Consider the following 15,079-nt stretch of genomic DNA (forward strand, 5'->3'; position numbering starts at 1 on the left):
GAGCGAAGGCGACCGCTCAGAGTTCTTTCACCCGCAGTACCACCTTGCCGAACACCTCGCCGGAGTCCAGCAGCCGGTGCGCTTCGGCCGCCTCTTCGATCGGCAGCTCCGCGGCGATGACCGGGACGACGGTGCCGTCGGCGATCAACGGCCACAGGTGCCTGCGGACCTCGGCGATGATCTCGGCTTTGCCGCCGACGCCGGTCGCGGGCCGCGCCCGCACGTTGGTGGCGTGGATGGCGCCCCACTTGCCCAGTAGCGCCGCTAGATTCAGCTCCGCGCTCACACCGCCCTGCATACCGATCACCACGAGTTTGCCGTGGGCGGCCAGCGCGTCGACATTGCGCCCCAGATAGGCCGCACCCATGTTGTCGAGGATGATGTCGGCGCCGCGCCCGCCCGCGCCCGATTCCTCGGCGCGCACCGCGGTGACGAAATCGTCCTCGCGGTAGTTGATCAGCACGCTCGCCCCCAGCTCCGCGCAGCGCGCCAGTTTCTCGGCCGACCCGGCGGTCACTGCGACGCGCGCGCCGAGCGCCTTGGCGACCTGGATGGCGTGGGTGCCGACGCCGCCTCCGCCGCCGTGGATCAGCACCAGGTGATCGGCGCGCAGGCCCGCGGTCATCACGAGGTTCGACCACACGGTGGCCGCCACTTCGGGCAGTCCGGCCGCCGCGCCCAGGTCGAGGCCGTCCGGGACCGGAAGCACCTGTGTCGCGGGTACCGCGACTCGTTCGGCGTAGCCGCCGCCGGACAGCAGTGCGCACACCCGATCGCCGACCGCCCAGTCCCGCACCCCGTCGCCGAGTTCGGCGATGACGCCGGAACATTCCAGGCCGATGATCGGGCTCGCGCCCGGCGGGGGAGGGTAGTGGCCTCGGCGCTGTAGCAGGTCGGCCCGGTTGACGCCGGCCGCGGCCACCTCGATCAGGACCTCGCCGTGGCGGGGCGTCGGATCGGGCGCCTCGGCCCAGGACATCGTCTCGGGTCCGCCGAATCCGTTCAGGTCGATAGCACGCACCGTGCCATAGTGCTCCGCCGGTGCGGACCACCGCGCGCTGACCCCTGTCCAGCGGCGCTGAACCTGGGCGGCAGCAAACGCAATCCGGCAAGCAGCCTGCGATGATCGGCGTCACAGACTACCGTTCCGTGGATGAGCGGCGGCTTCATCAATTTTCAGAACGAGATCTACCTGGGCGGCCTAGGTGGCGCGGTGCCCGAATTGCCCATGACAGCCGCGGGTTTGGAGTCGCTCGCGCAACAGCGGCTCGACCCGGCCGCCTTCGCCTACGTGGCGGGCAGCGCCTCGGCGGAGCGCACCGCCGCCGCCAACCGGTCGGCCTTCGATCGATACCGCATCCTGCCGCGGATGCTGCGCGGCGCGACCGGACCCGGCGCCAGGGACCTCTCGGTCGAGGTGCTCGGGACCCGGCTGGCCGCTCCCGTGCTCACCGCACCGATCGGTGTCCTCGAGCTGCTGCACGAGCGCGGTGAGGTGATCGCGGCCGAGGTGACCAAGGAGCTGGGCATCGGCACGGTGCTGTCCACCGCGGCCTCGTCGACCATCGAAGAGGTCGGCGCGGCGGCCGGTGCGTGGTGGTATCAGCTGTACTGGCCCGCGGACGACGAGCTGGCCCGCTCCTTCGTCCAGCGCGCCGAGCGAGCAGGGGCCTCGGCGATCGTGGTGACCGTGGATACCCCGACGCTCGGTTGGCGTCCACGTGACCTGGAGCTGGCGCACCTGCCGTTCCTGCACGGCAAGGGCATCGCCAACTACCTCTCCGATCCGGTGTTCCGCGCCAAGCTCCCGGCCGCGCCGGAGGAGAGCGAGGAGGCGATGCGGACGGCCATCCTCACCTGGGTCGGGTTGTTCGGCAACCACACACTGCGGCCCGCCGACCTCGCGCACCTGCGGGAATGGACCGACCTGCCGATCGCGGTGAAGGGCATCCTGCACCCGGAAGACGCGCGGCAGGTCGTCGATGCCGGCGCCGACGCGGTGGTGGTGAGCAACCACGGCGGACGCCAGGTCGACGGCTCGATCGCGGCGCTGGACGCGTTGCCCGCGGTGGTGGCCACCATCGGCGACCGTGCCGACGTGCTCTTCGACTCGGGCGTGCGCACCGGCTCGGACGTACTGGTCGCGCTGGCGCTGGGCGCCAAAGCGGTGCTCTACGGGCGGCCCTGGGCCTACGGTCTCGGCCTCGCGGGTGCCGCGGGCGTCCGGCACGCGCTGCGGATATTGCTCGCCGACTTCGACTCGGCGCTCGGGCTCTCCGGGTGCGCGGATCTCGCCGCGGTGAGCCGCTCGCTGCTGTCCACGGTGCGCTGACCTGCGGCACTCGCCGATTTGCGCAGTTCGCGGCGCATAGAATGACCATCGTGCATCCCGAACCGAGCGCTCGAGCGGTAGCCGAACCGCGGTGGCTCACCCCAGCGCAGCAGCGCGCCTGGCGCGCGTACATGGACGGTCACCAGCGCCTGATGACGGAACTGAACCGCCAGCTGCAGCGCGACAGCGACCTGACCATCGCCGAATACCGGATCCTGGTCCTGCTCTCGGAGGCCCCCGACCGCTCGCTGCGGATGAGCGAGCTGGCCGACGGCGTGCTGTCCTCGCGCAGCAAGCTGACCCACCAGATCCGGCGGCTGGAGACACAGCAGATGGTGCGCCGCAACACCTGCCTGGAGGACGGCCGCGGCGTGCTGGCCGAACTCACCGACGAGGGCATGCGCCGCCTGGAGGCCGCCGCCCCCGGCCATGTCGAAGCCGTCCGCCGCCACTTCATCGATCTGCTCGCTCCGGCCCAGCTCGAGGTGATCGGCGAGGTGTTCGGACGCGTCGACGAGGAAATCGGCAAGCACCCCGGCTGAGCGGTCCGCTACGATCAGGTCCCTGGAGACGTGGCAGAGCGGCCGAATGCACTCGCCTTGAAAGCGAGCGTCGCGAGAGCGACCGGGGGTTCAAATCCCTCCGTCTCCGCTTCACTCCTGGCTGCCTCATGCTCACGGAGATCATGAGCCGCGCTCGTTTCGCCACGATTTGCTTCGCTGAGCGGTCGAACGCACGGCCGGAGATCGCCGCTGTCGAGTATCGTTGACGTGATCGGCTTTTCGAGGGTTCGAGGGGGTCGCTCGTGCGGAGCGTCATCGGGATGGCGGTCACCGTAGTCGCGCTGCACGTGCTCGGCTGGGGAACGCTCCTGCTGTTTGTGGCGCCCGGTCATTATCTGATCCAGGGATCGGTATTCGGCGTGGGGCTCGGGGTTACCGCGTACACCCTCGGCATGCGGCACGCCTTCGACGCAGACCATATCGCCGCGATCGACAACACCACGCGAAAACTGGTGGCGGAGTATGGGAAACAGAAGACGCAAACCGTGGGTTTCTGGTTCGCCCTCGGCCATTCCACCGTAGTGTTCGTGCTCGTCGTGCTGCTCGCCTTCGGTGTGCGTGCGCTCGCGGCCGACCTGGAGAACGAGGATTCGGCGCTGCAACGCTGGACCGGTCTATGGGGTACCAGCGTCTCGGGTACCTTCCTGATCCTGATCGGCCTGCTGAATCTTGCCTCGCTGGTAGGGATCTGGCGGGTATTCCGGCGAATGCGCCGCGGCGAGGTCGACGAAGCGCAGCTGGAGCGGCAGTTGGACAGCCGTGGTCTGCTGAACCGAGTACTGCGTCCGGTGATCGGGCTGGTCCGCAAGCCGAGGCACATGTATCCGGTCGGCGTGCTGTTCGGTCTCGGGTTCGACACCGTCACGGAGGTCGGGCTGCTGGTCATCGCGGGCGGCGCGGCGGCGACCGGGCTGCCCTGGTATTCGATCCTCGTTCTGCCCGTGCTGTTCTCGGCGGGCATGGCGCTGTTCGACGCACTGGACGGCTCGTTCATGAGCTTCGCCTACGACTGGGCTTTCGCAAAGCCGGTGCGCAAGATCTACTACAACTTGGTGGTCACCGGTCTGTCGGTCGCGGTCGCACTGCTGATCGGCGGTCAGGAGATCGTCTCGATCTTCGCCGAGAAGCTCGAGGTCGAATCGGGCGTCATCGGCTGGGTCGGGAACCTCGATCTGGGTGATCTCGGTTACATCATCGTGGGCCTCTTCGTTCTCACCTGGGTGGTCGCGATCGGCATATGGCGGTTCGGCGGAGTGGAACGGCGCTGGCAGGAAGATCTCGCCACTCGATGAGCGCGACGAACGGGCTTCGACACGGCTGTGACCTACGGCCCACCAAGGGCGGCTCTGGCAGGATGGTTCGCATGCTGTCTCGCCGCGGGGTGCGGCGTTGGGTCTCCAGCGCCCTGGTCAGCGCCGCACTGGTTTCGGGTGTGGTGGCGTTCGGCGCTCCCCAGCCAACGGCGGCCCCCGGCGCTGCTCCGCCGGTGAACACCGGCTCATCGGACGGCCCCGGCCCGGCCGAGCCGACCAGTAAACAGCCCTCGACGCCCAAGATCGACCGCATCGAACCGATCAACGACCGGTGGCTGCGGGTCTTCGTCGCGTCGCCGTCGATGAGCCGGGTGGTCGAGGTGCAGGTACTGCTGCCGCACGACCAGTCCCGCCCGCGCCCGACCGTCTACATGCTCGACGGCCGCAGCGCGAGCCCCGACAGCAACAACTGGACCGAGCTCGGGCACGCGGACCGCTTCTACGCGGACAAGGACGTCAACGTGGTGCTCACCGTCGGCGGGCCGGCCAGCTTCTACACCGACTGGCAGCAGCCCGATCCGGTGCTCGGCACCAACATGTGGGAGACGTTCCTCACCAAGGAGCTGCCCCCGCTGATCGATGCGAAGTTCGACGGCAACGGCACCAACGCGGTCATGGGCGTCTCGATGGGCGCCGAGGCCGCGATGATGCTCGCGTTCCGTCAACCGAAGCTCTACACCGCGATCGCCGCGCACAGCGGATGTTTCTCGATGGGCACCGATATCGGCCAGGCGCAGGCCCGCGCGGTGGTGGCCACCTACATGGGTGAGCCGGACAACATGTTCGGCAAACAGGACGATCCGGCTTGGCTGGCCCACGACGTCACGTTGCACGCGGACGCGTTGCGGGGCAAGACGATCTATCTGTCGGTGGGCAGCGGCCTGCCCGGCGTGCATGACGTGCCCGGCACCCCGAATGTCGACGTCGCCAGCGCCATCGGGTTCGGCGGCCCGCTGGAGGCCGCGACCAATGCCTGCACCCGGCGACTCACCGACCGGCTCCGGTCGCTCGGTATCCCGGTCACCGCGCACTTCCGCGGCACCGGCACGCACTCCTGGCCGTACTGGGCGGACGAGCTGGCGCTGTCCTGGCCGACGATCGCGGGCGCGCTCGGCGTTCGCTAGCCGAGGAACCGCGTCAGTGCCGCGGGATCGGTAGCGAAGCCGAGGAACAAATCGTTCTCGTGCGGGTCGCCGACCGTGACGCGGACCCCGTCGGTGCCGTAGGGCCGTACCAGTACTCCCGCCGCCGCGCTCGCCTCGCCGAACTCGGCGCTGCGCTCGCCCAGCGGCAACCAGACGAAGTTCGCCTGACTCGGCGGCACCCGGTACCCGGCCGCCACCAGCGCGTCGCGCACCCGTCCGCGTTCCGCGACCAGAAGGTTGGTGCGATCCAGCAATTCGTGCCGTGCCTCCAGCGACGCGATCGCCGCCGCCTGCGCGAGCCGGTTGACGCTGAACGGGATGTGCACCTTCAGCAGTGCCGTGATCACGGCTGGATCGCCCACCGCGTAGCCGACCCGCAGTCCGGCCAGCCCGTAGGCCTTGGAGAAGGTGCGCAGCACAACCACATTGGGCCGGGTCCGGCCGAGCTCCACGCCGTCCGGGTGATCGGCCAGCCGCAGGTATTCGTAGTAGGCCTCGTCCAGCACCACCAGCACGTGCGGCGGCACCGCGTCCAGGAACCGGCTCAGCTCCGCCTTGCCGACGGCGGTGCCGGTGGGGTTGTTCGGGTTGCAGACGAAGATCAGCTTGGTTCGTTCGGTGACCGCCGCGGCCAGAGCGTCCAGATCGTGCACCTGGTCGGCGGTGAGCGGTACTTGGACGGTGGTGGCGTTGCCGACCTGCGTCACGATCGGGTACGCCTCGAACGAGCGCCACGCGAACAGCACCTCGTCGGACGGGGACGCGCAAGTGATCTGCACCAGCTCCTGGCACAGGGCCACGCTGCCGCAGCCCACCGCGACGTTGTCGAATCCCACCCCTAGGAAGTCGGCCAGCGCCGCACGCAACTCGGCCACCTGGTTGTCCGGATACCGGTTGGCCAATTCCGCCGCCTCGGCGATGGCCTTGGCGGCGGCGGGCAGCGGACCGAAGGTCGTTTCGTTGCTGGCCAACTTGACCGCGCCGGGATGGCTGCGGCCGGGGGCGTACGCCGGGATCGAATCGAGGTCCGGCCGGATCTGCGCTGTCACACTCCAACCCTAATCCGCGGCACAGATAGCCCGGTCAGCGTACCGGAAATTCTCTGGGCTATAGGCCCCCACGTGCGATTTTCTACCGAAGAACCGCAACTCGCCCTACGCTGGTTTCATGTCGGGCACCTACGACGATATGGCCCCGCTACGGGGAAGCGACCAGGAAGACGAGCAACCGACTGCCCGTGGGCAGGTGCCCATAACCGTGGTGGAGCCCGAGGGCAATTCCCGCGGCGGGATCGTGGTGCTGCACGAGTCCCGGGAGTTGACCGCCGCCCTGCGCGACCTGATGAACGCGCTGGCCGGGGAGGGCTGGACGGTAGTCGCGCCCGATCTCTTCCACCGGGTGACGGGCGAACCGGGGGGAGTCTTCGGCGACGAGCTGTTCGACGACTTCGACGCCTGCTTCGACTGGCTCACCCGGCGCGGGGTGTTCCCCGACACCGTCGGCGTGCTCGGTTTCGACTCCGCGGGAACGGCGGCGTTCCTCGTCGCGACCAACCGTCCGATCGGGGCCGCGGTGAGCGTCGCGGCGCGCGGCATCGTGGAGCCGCTCGCCGAGCAGGTCGATCCGCTGGTGCGGGCTGCTCCCCGGTTGCAAGCGCCCTGGCTGGGCCTGTTCGGCGCCGACGACCCAGCCACCCCACCCGACCAGGTCGAACATTTGCGCGACGCGACCGCCCGCGCGGACGTCGCCAGCCTGGTCGTCACCTACCCCGGTCTGCATCATCGCGCGGACACCGCGCCCGCCGACGATGACGCCGACGTCGTCGATTCGCAGACCAGAATCTTCGACTGGTTCGACAGTAACCTGCGCTGACCAGCCGTTTTGTGATCTGGACCGTAGCTCCTGTAACCTTGCTGCTCGGCGGTTCGAAAGGACCGGTGCCCTCGAAGAGAAGGCTCCAGGAGGCGTGCCAGAGCGGCCGAATGGGACTCACTGCTAATGAGTTGTCCCTTCACGGGGACCGGAGGTTCAAATCCTCTCGCCTCCGCCACGCCCGGGAAACCGGGTACAACTGAATAACACCTGCGCCCGTAGCTCAACGGATAGAGCATCTGACTACGGATCAGAAGGTTAGGGGTTCGAATCCCTTCGGGCGCACATCAGTAGAAGGCCCCTTCGCTCTTTGCGGAGGGGCCTTCTCGCATCTTTGACGACGCCTTTTGACGACAATGTCACTCGAACGGCAGTCCATGCCCGTTACCGTCCGTGACCCTGCTGACCAGCACGAAGACGCGGACGCCTGCACGACAGGTCCGACCCGCCCATGCCCGTCCGGAGATAATCCCAGCTCAGAGCCCGTGGATATGGCTTCGGAGACCTTCCCGGGGGTACAGGTGTGGCCCGCCAGCGGTAAAACTACGGCTACCTGCCTCGCATATAGGGCGCACAGGTCGGTAACCGGCTGGGCAGCGGAGAAGGCCATCACACCCGACACCGCGTAGGCCCGACGACACGAAGTCCCCGGCCCCTCGTCTCAAACGAGAGGTCGGGGCTTTCCGTCGGCCTAGAAATAGTCTTTGAGCATCTCGGTTGACCATGGAGCTTGCCGGATCTCTCCACGTGGGCCGAATTCCGCGAACCACGGCTTGATGTCCAGTACGGGTGTGCCGTCTACCGCGTCCAGCTCGGCTACGTGCAGGTCCAGGCCGTCTACTCGGAGCAGCCGAGTGCGGGAGACCCCGAGCCAGTTGACGCGTCGCATGTTTCGATGCCCGAAGATGCCGACCTTGGGCCATGCGGGGTTGTCGCGGGCACTGCGCGCGCCGAAGTGCAAATCGGTTGGGTCGGTCAAGTGGAACCGGAACACGATCTCGAGGTGACTGAACGCGTCCAAGCCTTGCACGGACTCTTCGGTGAACCGGGGATCATCTATGCGGATGATCGCCTGGCTACCTCCCCAGTGATCGTCTGTAGGTTCGCGACGGCCGCCCACTACATGTGCAACCGGCGCCACTTCGAACACATTATCTGCCATACGACCTTGTCCTACTTCCCGTTGGCGGCTAGATAGTCTGCGGCCCGTTCATCGAACTTATCGGCTACGACAGGGGTGAAGGCTAATTCAAGCCGAGTGTACGTAGGCAACCAAGGTTTCCCGCATGTCTCCCGCAACAGAGGAGTCCGGGAAGTTCTCTGCCAGTAGCCCTTCCAACTGGTTGAGACGCTTGCGCACCCATGAGAAGTGAGCGCTGATCGGGTTCTCCAACACTGGCGATACTGCGGCAATACTGCCGTCCAAGTCTCCGAGACGTGCGCTCGCAGAGGCCAAATAGATTTGAGACAGCATCTCATCACCGGGGGAGCGTTGCACTTGCCACGCTTCGATTGCTTCCTCAGACGCCTTCACAGACTTACGCAGCGTCTTCTCGTCGTCCGCCCACATAAGCGAAAATCCCCGGTAATAAATCTGTTTCGCTGGCGTGAATGTGAACAAGCCGGGTATTTCGTCGGGTCCCGCTGCGTCTCGTGCACGCTCCGCCTGGTCGAGCAGTTCGAGCGCGCGCGCCGCGTCGCCAAGGTTCGCGACCGACGCCGCCAAACCACACAAAAGCCGGGGTTCGGCGGTGCCGGTCGAGTGCGTGACGTACTTCAGTCCGTCTGTTGCCGCGTCTCGTGCGCGTTCGAAATCCTTCACGAACCGGAACGCCAACGCTTGTGTGCCGCGCGCCCATGCCCTCAACTGGTCGTGGTCCGCCCGGTCGCCCAGTTGGAACGATGCTTGTGCGTGAACGCGCGCCGTGTCCGCCTGCCCAAGGTCGAGCGTCAGGTACGACAACACGCCACACACACGGCCGAGCGCTACGTACAGCTCCCGTATCTCGTATGGCCGGTGCGCGCCCAACTTGATACGTCGCATCAACTCCGCGCGAATGTCCGTCGCCCGGCTGAGGGTTCGGTCATACGACTCGAACCGGGCGTTGCGGGCTACGTCGATGATGCCGGATTGCATATCGTCCAGCGGCACCGCGTCTGGTTCAGCGAGAATTGCTTCGGAGTCTCGCCGCGCCTGGTCGAGCATCCGCAACGTGTCATTGCGCCGCGCGTGGTCCGCTTGGTCCGCGTCCCACGCCGAGATCAAGGTGCCACCTGCATTGAGCGCACGGTCAACGCGTTCGGCCCATCCGCGATCTTTCGGCCAACGTCGGCCCGCTTCAATGTTCGCGAGCTGGGAGTAGTCGCAGAACGTTGCCCCGGCGAGTTCGCGCAAGGTGAGTCCGCGTTCGGTCCGTAGCTGCCTGAGCGTGCGGCCGGTTCTGTCTGGTTCCATCCCGCACAATCGTTGCTCCGCTGACGGCATCTCACACCCACCCGTGTGTTTTCAAATGTGGACCTGTCGCTTTGAAAACAGCTTAGTCCTGCATAGATGCCCTCGCTCGTGCTGATGTTGATTCGCGCCCGGTAGGGAGTGCGGAACCGCAGACACCGCAAGACTTCCGCCCTCGGGTACCGGTCAGGGGGTTGTCGAGGACCGGGCGCACCCAAAGCCTTTCCGATACGAGTAGAGGTCTTCATGGGCCACATAGTGTTTGGGGACACCCCGGTGTCTCGATGCCACTTTTACCGGCGTGTGTGCGATCTGCCCGCGGTGATCGACCCGCCCGAACCGGGCCGCATCATCATGCGAACGTCGCATGTGTGGGCACTGACCATGCCCGCGCCGTTAGGGCGGGCTGTCAGGGAAGTGATGCAGCGCCGGAGAGATGCGATGGGTCCGATCGTGGCGCACCCTCGCTCGAACAGGTGGACCTTTCTAGTTCGACCCGACCTTCCGGACAACACAAAGCTTTTCGCGGAGTTGTTCCGGCTCGACGTGTCGATTGTTCGAGAGGGTGGGACAGTCGCGTTGCCATCGCCTACGGTTGAGTCCGGCGCTATCAGGCATTGGATAGAGACACCGCAGGATAGGTTCCGCCCGTCGGGGCTGGTTGTGGTCGAGTCCATCCGTGCCTGTGGTGGTCCGGGTAGGCGTCGGGTGGTCGCTCATGTCTGACTGCACGGTTCTCCTGTCGCGGTGCCGATGGTGGGCGACGGCGGACGGGACACCGAACGGGCGCGGGTTCGTGACGCACGTCCGGTGCCCGGACAGCCAACATTGCCTGCGCCTGGTCCCGTTGGTTGGCGGCATGATCGGTGAGCACGAACGCAACATCGGCGGTGTCTGCCCATGGATCGGGGTCCGTGTCGTGGATGACCGGAGGGAAGCGCGATGAGTTCGCCGCTGCCGAACGATCCGGATGTGCATCTGTCGGTGTTCCTGCATGGCGTCCGGTTGGACTTCGCGGCCTGCCTCACTGCTGCTCTGATGTTCGTTCAAGAGCATCGAGAACGGCACTACGTCGACGCCGTGAACGTGCTCCCTGATAGTGCTGAGGGCTGGCCCAGGTTGCCGTGTGAACGGCTGTATGTCGAGCGATGATGGTTCCTTGCCCGGTGACCTGTGCGCGCGCGACACTGACCTGTTCGGACCATGACGAGAAGGAGCTAGGCGTGGGGAATGACGAGCAGCTGGCCATCGATCTCGGCGTACCTGTCGAGCAGACTGAATGGGGAAAATGGGTCGACTCCGACCGCCGCAAGGCGCAAGCCCGGAAGTTCATGGACTATGCGGGCATACGTGAGATTCCTTCGGAACCATGGCCGGAAGTCTCGGCGGAGGTGAAACGGCTCAACCCCATTGTCGCGGACCTGTTCCCGGATATGGCTACCGCGATGGCTCCCGAGAACGCCGACATGGCCGACGCATTCATTTGCTTCATCGGCGAATGCTTCATCAAGTTCGCGGGTGCTGAATGGATCGAATACGAATTGCCCGGAAGGGAATACACGTTCTACGAAAACGTAAATCCCGCCCTTCGCCTCGACACGGACGATGAAGATGAAATCACGGCATGGTACCTGATGGACAGCATGATTGGATACAACCCCGAGGATCACGAAGGTATGTTCTCGGATATGGCCGCAGCCATCCGTGAATATGCGGGTTATCACGACGAGAAGCGTAGAGAAGATTCCAGCGCATAACGTAGTCATTCACCTTCAGTCAACTGCTTCACGCCTCCGGGGGGCGCGGCAATGCCCGAGTACGACAGGGACCGCCATAACTGCAACAACAATGAGCGTGGCAGGATATTTGAAAACGGTGCGGCTCAGTACTTTCGCGACCGTGAAAACGGATACGTTCAGCAGTCGCGAATTTTCAGGGTTCCGAATGTAGGTAATGTTAGGTTCGACAAGATCAGAGACGACCGAGGGCTGATCTTCACGATTGAAGAGAAGTCCGGGAGGATGGAGAGTAAGAAGGATAAGAAACAGCTGGAGGTTGTTCGAGCGCTTCTCGACAAGGGTGAAATACAGCAACACGTACTCCGGACCGTCGAGGGCGAATACAGGTCACCGGAAGTGCAGAAGCTTATCGACGGTTTAGTCCTCGACTTCAAGGAAAAGTTCACGCACCAAATCATCCCCCGACACGTTGCCCGCGAGATTTGGGCGATCGGACTGCAAAGGGAAGCGGGTAAACAGCTCGAATTGCCCGGTGTCCGCGAGAAGGCGGGACAGGAAAAGGCTCAGGAGCTACAGAAGCGGCGGGATAAAATCGCGTTGCTGGCGCGAGCGCGAGAGCGAGCCGAAAAATTCGGGAAGATGGTGCGGTTCCGGGAAGGTGCCACGCGTGGCAGGGCGGATGCCCCCCCCAGAAGATCGAACGTGATCGGCAAGCGCGAGAAGAAGCCGAGCGAGCCAGGCAAGCACGCGAAACCGATGAGCGTGCACGGGTTGAACGGGCGGCTGCCGAACGGGTGGCGCTGGAATTCCCGGTGCCCAATCACGTCCAGGAACGGGAAGCCACCGACACAGGGGAACAGGCAGCCCGAGAGACGGCCGACGCTGCCAGCCTGGAACGGCAAGTAGCCGACGCCCGCACGGCGGAGGAGAAAGCGCGCGAAGAAGCCCGCATTGCCCGCGAGGCAGACGACAAGGAACGCGCCGAAGAACTCGCACGCCTGCAAGCCCGGGGAATGCCCCCGGAAGTAGTGAAACTTCTCGGGCTCGGGCAAGCTCAACCACCGTCAGCGGCGGTGCGGGAGCCGCCGGAGCAGGCTCCGCAGGTGCAGCGCGGCGGCACTGGCTACGGGCAGGAACGCAGCCGGGGAATCACCCGAGACCGGTGAAATCGTCTGTGTGACATCAACGCAGGCCTTCGTCACGGGCAAGATACATGTCCGGTGACTGTGTCGGGTGGCTCTGATGTGCAAGCAGAGCAAGGTATTCAGCGCGGGTCAGGCGCAGACGCGATTCAGTTCGTCGGTGTAGGGGTTGAGCTCTGTGACGTTGTCATCGATCAGCGCTCGAGCGTAAGCCGCGATGGCCTCCTTTTCGGCCCCTTGGGCGAAATCGGCCAGGCCGGTCAGCCTCTCGGACAGGGCTGTCGCCGTCGCCTGATCCAGAGTGCCTCCGCTCGTGTCGATTGCGATGTTGATCAGCTCGATGGCCTTGGCGCAGCTGGGGGACTGGGCGTGCGCGGGCGTGGCTGGAAGGAAGAGTAGAGCAGCAGCCGCAGAGAGGGCAGCGGCTAAGGACAACGACTTGGTCATGGTTTCCTCTCGGGGTGGGTAAAGAGATCCCGTGCACGCAGGGGCAGCAGTATGGAACAGCACGCAGCCCTTTACGTTCGCGAGCGTCTCGTATTATGCCCACCTCCCTCCTGGGCGCGGTGTGTGGATCAAATTCCACCGCCCCTCGGCCGGAGGACCAGAAGCCAGCGGCACTGGCAGGGGACTCTCGGTGACGTGCCGACCCAGTCGTACCGGGAGCCCCCGCTTACATGCCCAGCGTCACACTCCGGCTAGTCGCCGGATTCTCGAGGTTTACTGGCAGTTCTGCGGTCCCTGGTTGAGCAGCACAAGCTTGAGGATCGTGCATACGACCTGATTGAGCGCCTCCGCCGAGCCGGTGGAAGAGCCGCTGTCGCCGGCGGCTACCAAGGACACGGACGGAGTGGGCTGCGGCGATATCTCGGCCTGCGCGGTCGCGGCGGGGGACAGCACAGCGCCGGTCAATAGCACACCGACGGTGAGCCGAGTGATTCGATTCATCTCGAATTCGCCTTTCTGCGAAGGGTTTTGGTCCGCTGATGCGTACCGACAGGACCATCGCGGGCGTCGCTTTGCCCGTTACATCCGCATTTCCTAGTCCACGTCTGAGAGCTCAGGTGAAGCGGACGGGTCGATCCGTCAACGCGGAGCGGCCTTCTCGCATCTTTGACGACGACTTGGGTGGCGGTCGACGGCTCATTCCATGATGTGCAGCGGAGGGGACTCGGGGAAGACGACCGGCAGCTGCGTCATTGCCCGATGGAAGGGGCCCGGTCGCCACACCAGCTGCTCGGGCGGCACGGCCAACCGCATCTCGGGGAGGGCGTCGAGAAGTTGGTCGATGGCGTCCTGCACGATCAGGTAGGCGACGGATTTGGCCGGGCAGGCGTGCGGGCCGGTGCTCCAGGCCAGGTGGGAGCGATTGCCCGCGCGGTCGCCGCCACGGATCTCGGGGTCGTTGTTGCATCCGGCCAGGCTGATCAGAACCGGCTGGTGCGCGGGCAGCCAGGTGTTGTCGATCAGGATCGGCTGGCGTGGGTAGGTTGCGCAGAAGTTGGCCAAGGGCGGGTCGTTGAACAGCACCTCGTCGAGGGCGTCACGCGTCGACATGCTCCCACCGAGTACGTCGCCGCCGAAGCGGTGGTCGGTCAGCATCAGCAACAGCGTGTTGGTGATCAGATTCTGCTGCGGCTCGATACCCGCACCGTAGAAGCTGATCAGCTGGGAAAGCATCTCCGTGTCATCGAGGTTGGCCGGATGGTGCGCGAGCCGGGAGGTGACGTCGTCCGCGGGTTCCGCGCGTCGCAGCTGAATCAACTCCATCAGCGCCTCGCTGAGCATCTGCATGCCGCGGGCAGCCTCGACGGTGTCGAAGAGCGCGGCCATGCCGGTCGCGACCCGCTGGCCCAGTTCGGCTGAGCAGCCGACCATCTGGTTGAGGGCCTCGAAGACGAGCGGAAACGCATACTGGGACACCAAGTCGGCCGAGCCATCCTGGCAGAAGCTGTTGATCAGCGGGATCGCGATCTTCTCGACCGTCGAATGCAGGGCGTGCAGGTCGATCCCATCGATGGCCGCGGTATACGTCTGCCGATAGCGAGCATGTGTATCTCCGGTGTTGCGCAACGCGTTCGGATGCCACTCCATCATCGGCTTGATGGGCGAGTCGTCGGGAATGCTCCGCTGCCAGGTGCGCGGATCGGCCGGAAAATGGTCGGGGTCGTTGAGGATCCGCAACGCGGTGCGGTACCCGAGCACCAAGGTGGCGGGGACATTCGGCGCCAACTCCATCGGAACCAGCGAACCGTGCTGCTGGCGCATCTGACGGTAGCCGCTGTGCGGATCGGCGGCGAACTTCCGGCTGCGCAAGCAAACTTGAGGTGTTTCGGTACCGATCGGTGATCCCTGGACGGGGCAGCTTCGGGGGGCGGACGTTGGGGACTGCGCTGCGGTCATAGGCGTGACTCCAGACGAGGGAACAGGAATTCGGCGAGGATGATCGCTGAGCGCAGGCACGTGCCTGGATCACGCGCGTCCGTTGGCCTCGACGTCGGTCAGGCGAACGTGGTGGTGC

The 15,079-nt window shown here is 65.5% G+C and carries 15 protein-coding genes and 3 tRNA genes; 11 read left to right on the forward strand and 7 right to left on the reverse strand.

What is annotated here, in order from left to right; genetic code table 11:
* Positions 1-16 precede the first annotated feature (16 nt).
* Positions 17-1,021 (reverse strand): NAD(P)H-quinone oxidoreductase, encoded by a 1,005-nt coding sequence (locus tag ACWPXK_RS03535; RefSeq protein ID WP_454194552.1) that lies wholly within the window; start codon positions 1,019-1,021, stop codon positions 17-19.
* Between the two features lie 132 nt (positions 1,022-1,153).
* Here ACWPXK_RS03535 and ACWPXK_RS03540 point away from each other — a divergent pair, with 132 nt between their 5' ends.
* The 5 genes from ACWPXK_RS03540 (at position 1,154) to ACWPXK_RS03560 (ending at position 5,332) form a co-directional block, all read left to right on the forward strand.
* Complete coding sequence (locus tag ACWPXK_RS03540; protein ID WP_454194553.1) at positions 1,154-2,332, forward strand: lactate 2-monooxygenase; 1,179 nt, start codon at positions 1,154-1,156, stop codon at positions 2,330-2,332.
* Between the two features lie 41 nt (positions 2,333-2,373).
* Entirely contained in the window at positions 2,374-2,874 is a 501-nt protein-coding gene (locus ACWPXK_RS03545) for a MarR family winged helix-turn-helix transcriptional regulator (RefSeq protein WP_454194554.1), read from the forward strand.
* A gap of 24 nt (positions 2,875-2,898) precedes the next feature.
* Positions 2,899-2,983: transfer RNA gene (locus ACWPXK_RS03550), tRNA-Ser, on the forward strand.
* 172 nt (positions 2,984-3,155) lie between these two features.
* Positions 3,156-4,187, forward strand: coding sequence for a HoxN/HupN/NixA family nickel/cobalt transporter (locus ACWPXK_RS03555; RefSeq protein ID WP_454194555.1), 1,032 nt, complete (start codon positions 3,156-3,158; stop codon positions 4,185-4,187).
* Between the two features lie 71 nt (positions 4,188-4,258).
* Complete coding sequence (locus tag ACWPXK_RS03560) at positions 4,259-5,332, forward strand: alpha/beta hydrolase (protein ID WP_454194556.1); 1,074 nt, start codon at positions 4,259-4,261, stop codon at positions 5,330-5,332.
* Here ACWPXK_RS03560 and hisC read toward each other — a convergent pair.
* Positions 5,329-6,402 (reverse strand): histidinol-phosphate transaminase, encoded by a 1,074-nt coding sequence (hisC, locus tag ACWPXK_RS03565; RefSeq protein WP_454194557.1) that lies wholly within the window; start codon positions 6,400-6,402, stop codon positions 5,329-5,331. The genes ACWPXK_RS03560 and hisC overlap by 4 nt on opposite strands.
* Before the next feature lie 118 nt (positions 6,403-6,520).
* On the opposite strand from hisC, the gene ACWPXK_RS03570 reads away from it, so the two are divergent.
* From ACWPXK_RS03570 to ACWPXK_RS03580, 3 genes are all read left to right on the forward strand, one after another.
* Positions 6,521-7,225: a dienelactone hydrolase family protein gene (locus ACWPXK_RS03570; protein WP_454194558.1), complete on the forward strand. Its 705-nt coding sequence runs from the start codon at positions 6,521-6,523 to the stop codon at positions 7,223-7,225.
* A gap of 88 nt (positions 7,226-7,313) precedes the next feature.
* Positions 7,314-7,403: transfer RNA gene (locus tag ACWPXK_RS03575), tRNA-Ser, on the forward strand.
* Positions 7,404-7,437: 34 nt separating this feature from the next.
* A tRNA-Arg gene (locus ACWPXK_RS03580) sits at positions 7,438-7,510 on the forward strand.
* A gap of 406 nt (positions 7,511-7,916) precedes the next feature.
* Here the strand turns inward: ACWPXK_RS03580 and ACWPXK_RS03585 are convergent.
* Together ACWPXK_RS03585 and ACWPXK_RS03590 are read right to left on the reverse strand one after the other, a co-directional pair.
* Complete coding sequence (locus tag ACWPXK_RS03585) at positions 7,917-8,387, reverse strand: SAM-dependent methyltransferase (protein ID WP_454194559.1); 471 nt, start codon at positions 8,385-8,387, stop codon at positions 7,917-7,919.
* 87 nt (positions 8,388-8,474) lie between these two features.
* Positions 8,475-9,680 (reverse strand): helix-turn-helix domain-containing protein, encoded by a 1,206-nt coding sequence (locus tag ACWPXK_RS03590; RefSeq protein ID WP_454194560.1) that lies wholly within the window; start codon positions 9,678-9,680, stop codon positions 8,475-8,477.
* Positions 9,681-10,619: 939 nt separating this feature from the next.
* Here ACWPXK_RS03590 and ACWPXK_RS03595 point away from each other — a divergent pair.
* From ACWPXK_RS03595 to ACWPXK_RS03605, 3 genes are all read left to right on the forward strand, one after another.
* Entirely contained in the window at positions 10,620-10,829 is a 210-nt protein-coding gene (locus ACWPXK_RS03595) for a hypothetical protein (RefSeq protein ID WP_454194561.1), read from the forward strand.
* 71 nt (positions 10,830-10,900) lie between these two features.
* Entirely contained in the window at positions 10,901-11,434 is a 534-nt protein-coding gene (locus tag ACWPXK_RS03600) for a hypothetical protein (protein WP_454194562.1), read from the forward strand.
* A 51-nt stretch (positions 11,435-11,485) separates the two neighbouring features.
* A complete protein-coding gene (locus tag ACWPXK_RS03605) occupies positions 11,486-12,322 on the forward strand; it encodes a hypothetical protein (RefSeq protein WP_454194563.1) in 837 nt (278 codons plus the stop codon).
* 368 nt (positions 12,323-12,690) lie between these two features.
* Here the strand turns inward: ACWPXK_RS03605 and ACWPXK_RS03610 are convergent, their stop codons facing one another.
* The 3 genes from ACWPXK_RS03610 to ACWPXK_RS03620 all read right to left on the reverse strand — a co-directional run bounded on the left by ACWPXK_RS03610 (position 12,691) and on the right by ACWPXK_RS03620 (position 14,961).
* Positions 12,691-13,005, reverse strand: a complete 315-nt coding sequence (locus ACWPXK_RS03610; protein ID WP_454194564.1) for a hypothetical protein — start codon at positions 13,003-13,005, stop codon at positions 12,691-12,693.
* 273 nt (positions 13,006-13,278) lie between these two features.
* Complete coding sequence (locus ACWPXK_RS03615) at positions 13,279-13,506, reverse strand: hypothetical protein (protein WP_454194565.1); 228 nt, start codon at positions 13,504-13,506, stop codon at positions 13,279-13,281.
* A 195-nt stretch (positions 13,507-13,701) separates the two neighbouring features.
* Positions 13,702-14,961: a cytochrome P450 gene (locus ACWPXK_RS03620; protein WP_454194566.1), complete on the reverse strand. Its 1,260-nt coding sequence runs from the start codon at positions 14,959-14,961 to the stop codon at positions 13,702-13,704.
* Positions 14,962-15,079 lie beyond the last annotated feature (118 nt).

It is taken from the genome of Nocardia sp. Marseille-Q1738, assembly GCF_965283145.1.

Bases quoted from the DNA above. Each gene is read 5' to 3' on its own strand.
- ACWPXK_RS03540 (WP_454194553.1), top strand. From the start codon at position 1,154: ATGAGCGGCGGCTTCATCAATTTTCAGAACGAGATCTACCTGGGCGGC.
- ACWPXK_RS03545 (WP_454194554.1), top strand. From the start codon at position 2,374: ATGACCATCGTGCATCCCGAACCGAGCGCTCGAGCGGTAGCCGAACCG.
- ACWPXK_RS03555 (WP_454194555.1), top strand. From the start codon at position 3,156: ATGGCGGTCACCGTAGTCGCGCTGCACGTGCTCGGCTGGGGAACGCTC.
- ACWPXK_RS03560 (WP_454194556.1), top strand. From the start codon at position 4,259: ATGCTGTCTCGCCGCGGGGTGCGGCGTTGGGTCTCCAGCGCCCTGGTC.
- ACWPXK_RS03570 (WP_454194558.1), top strand. From the start codon at position 6,521: ATGTCGGGCACCTACGACGATATGGCCCCGCTACGGGGAAGCGACCAG.
- ACWPXK_RS03585 (WP_454194559.1), bottom strand. From the start codon at position 8,387: ATGGCAGATAATGTGTTCGAAGTGGCGCCGGTTGCACATGTAGTGGGC.
- ACWPXK_RS03590 (WP_454194560.1), bottom strand. From the start codon at position 9,680: ATGGAACCAGACAGAACCGGCCGCACGCTCAGGCAGCTACGGACCGAA.
- ACWPXK_RS03595 (WP_454194561.1), top strand. From the start codon at position 10,620: ATGAGTTCGCCGCTGCCGAACGATCCGGATGTGCATCTGTCGGTGTTC.
- ACWPXK_RS03605 (WP_454194563.1), top strand. From the start codon at position 11,486: ATGCCCGAGTACGACAGGGACCGCCATAACTGCAACAACAATGAGCGT.
- ACWPXK_RS03610 (WP_454194564.1), bottom strand. From the start codon at position 13,005: ATGACCAAGTCGTTGTCCTTAGCCGCTGCCCTCTCTGCGGCTGCTGCT.
- ACWPXK_RS03615 (WP_454194565.1), bottom strand. From the start codon at position 13,506: ATGAATCGAATCACTCGGCTCACCGTCGGTGTGCTATTGACCGGCGCT.
- ACWPXK_RS03620 (WP_454194566.1), bottom strand. From the start codon at position 14,961: ATGACCGCAGCGCAGTCCCCAACGTCCGCCCCCCGAAGCTGCCCCGTC.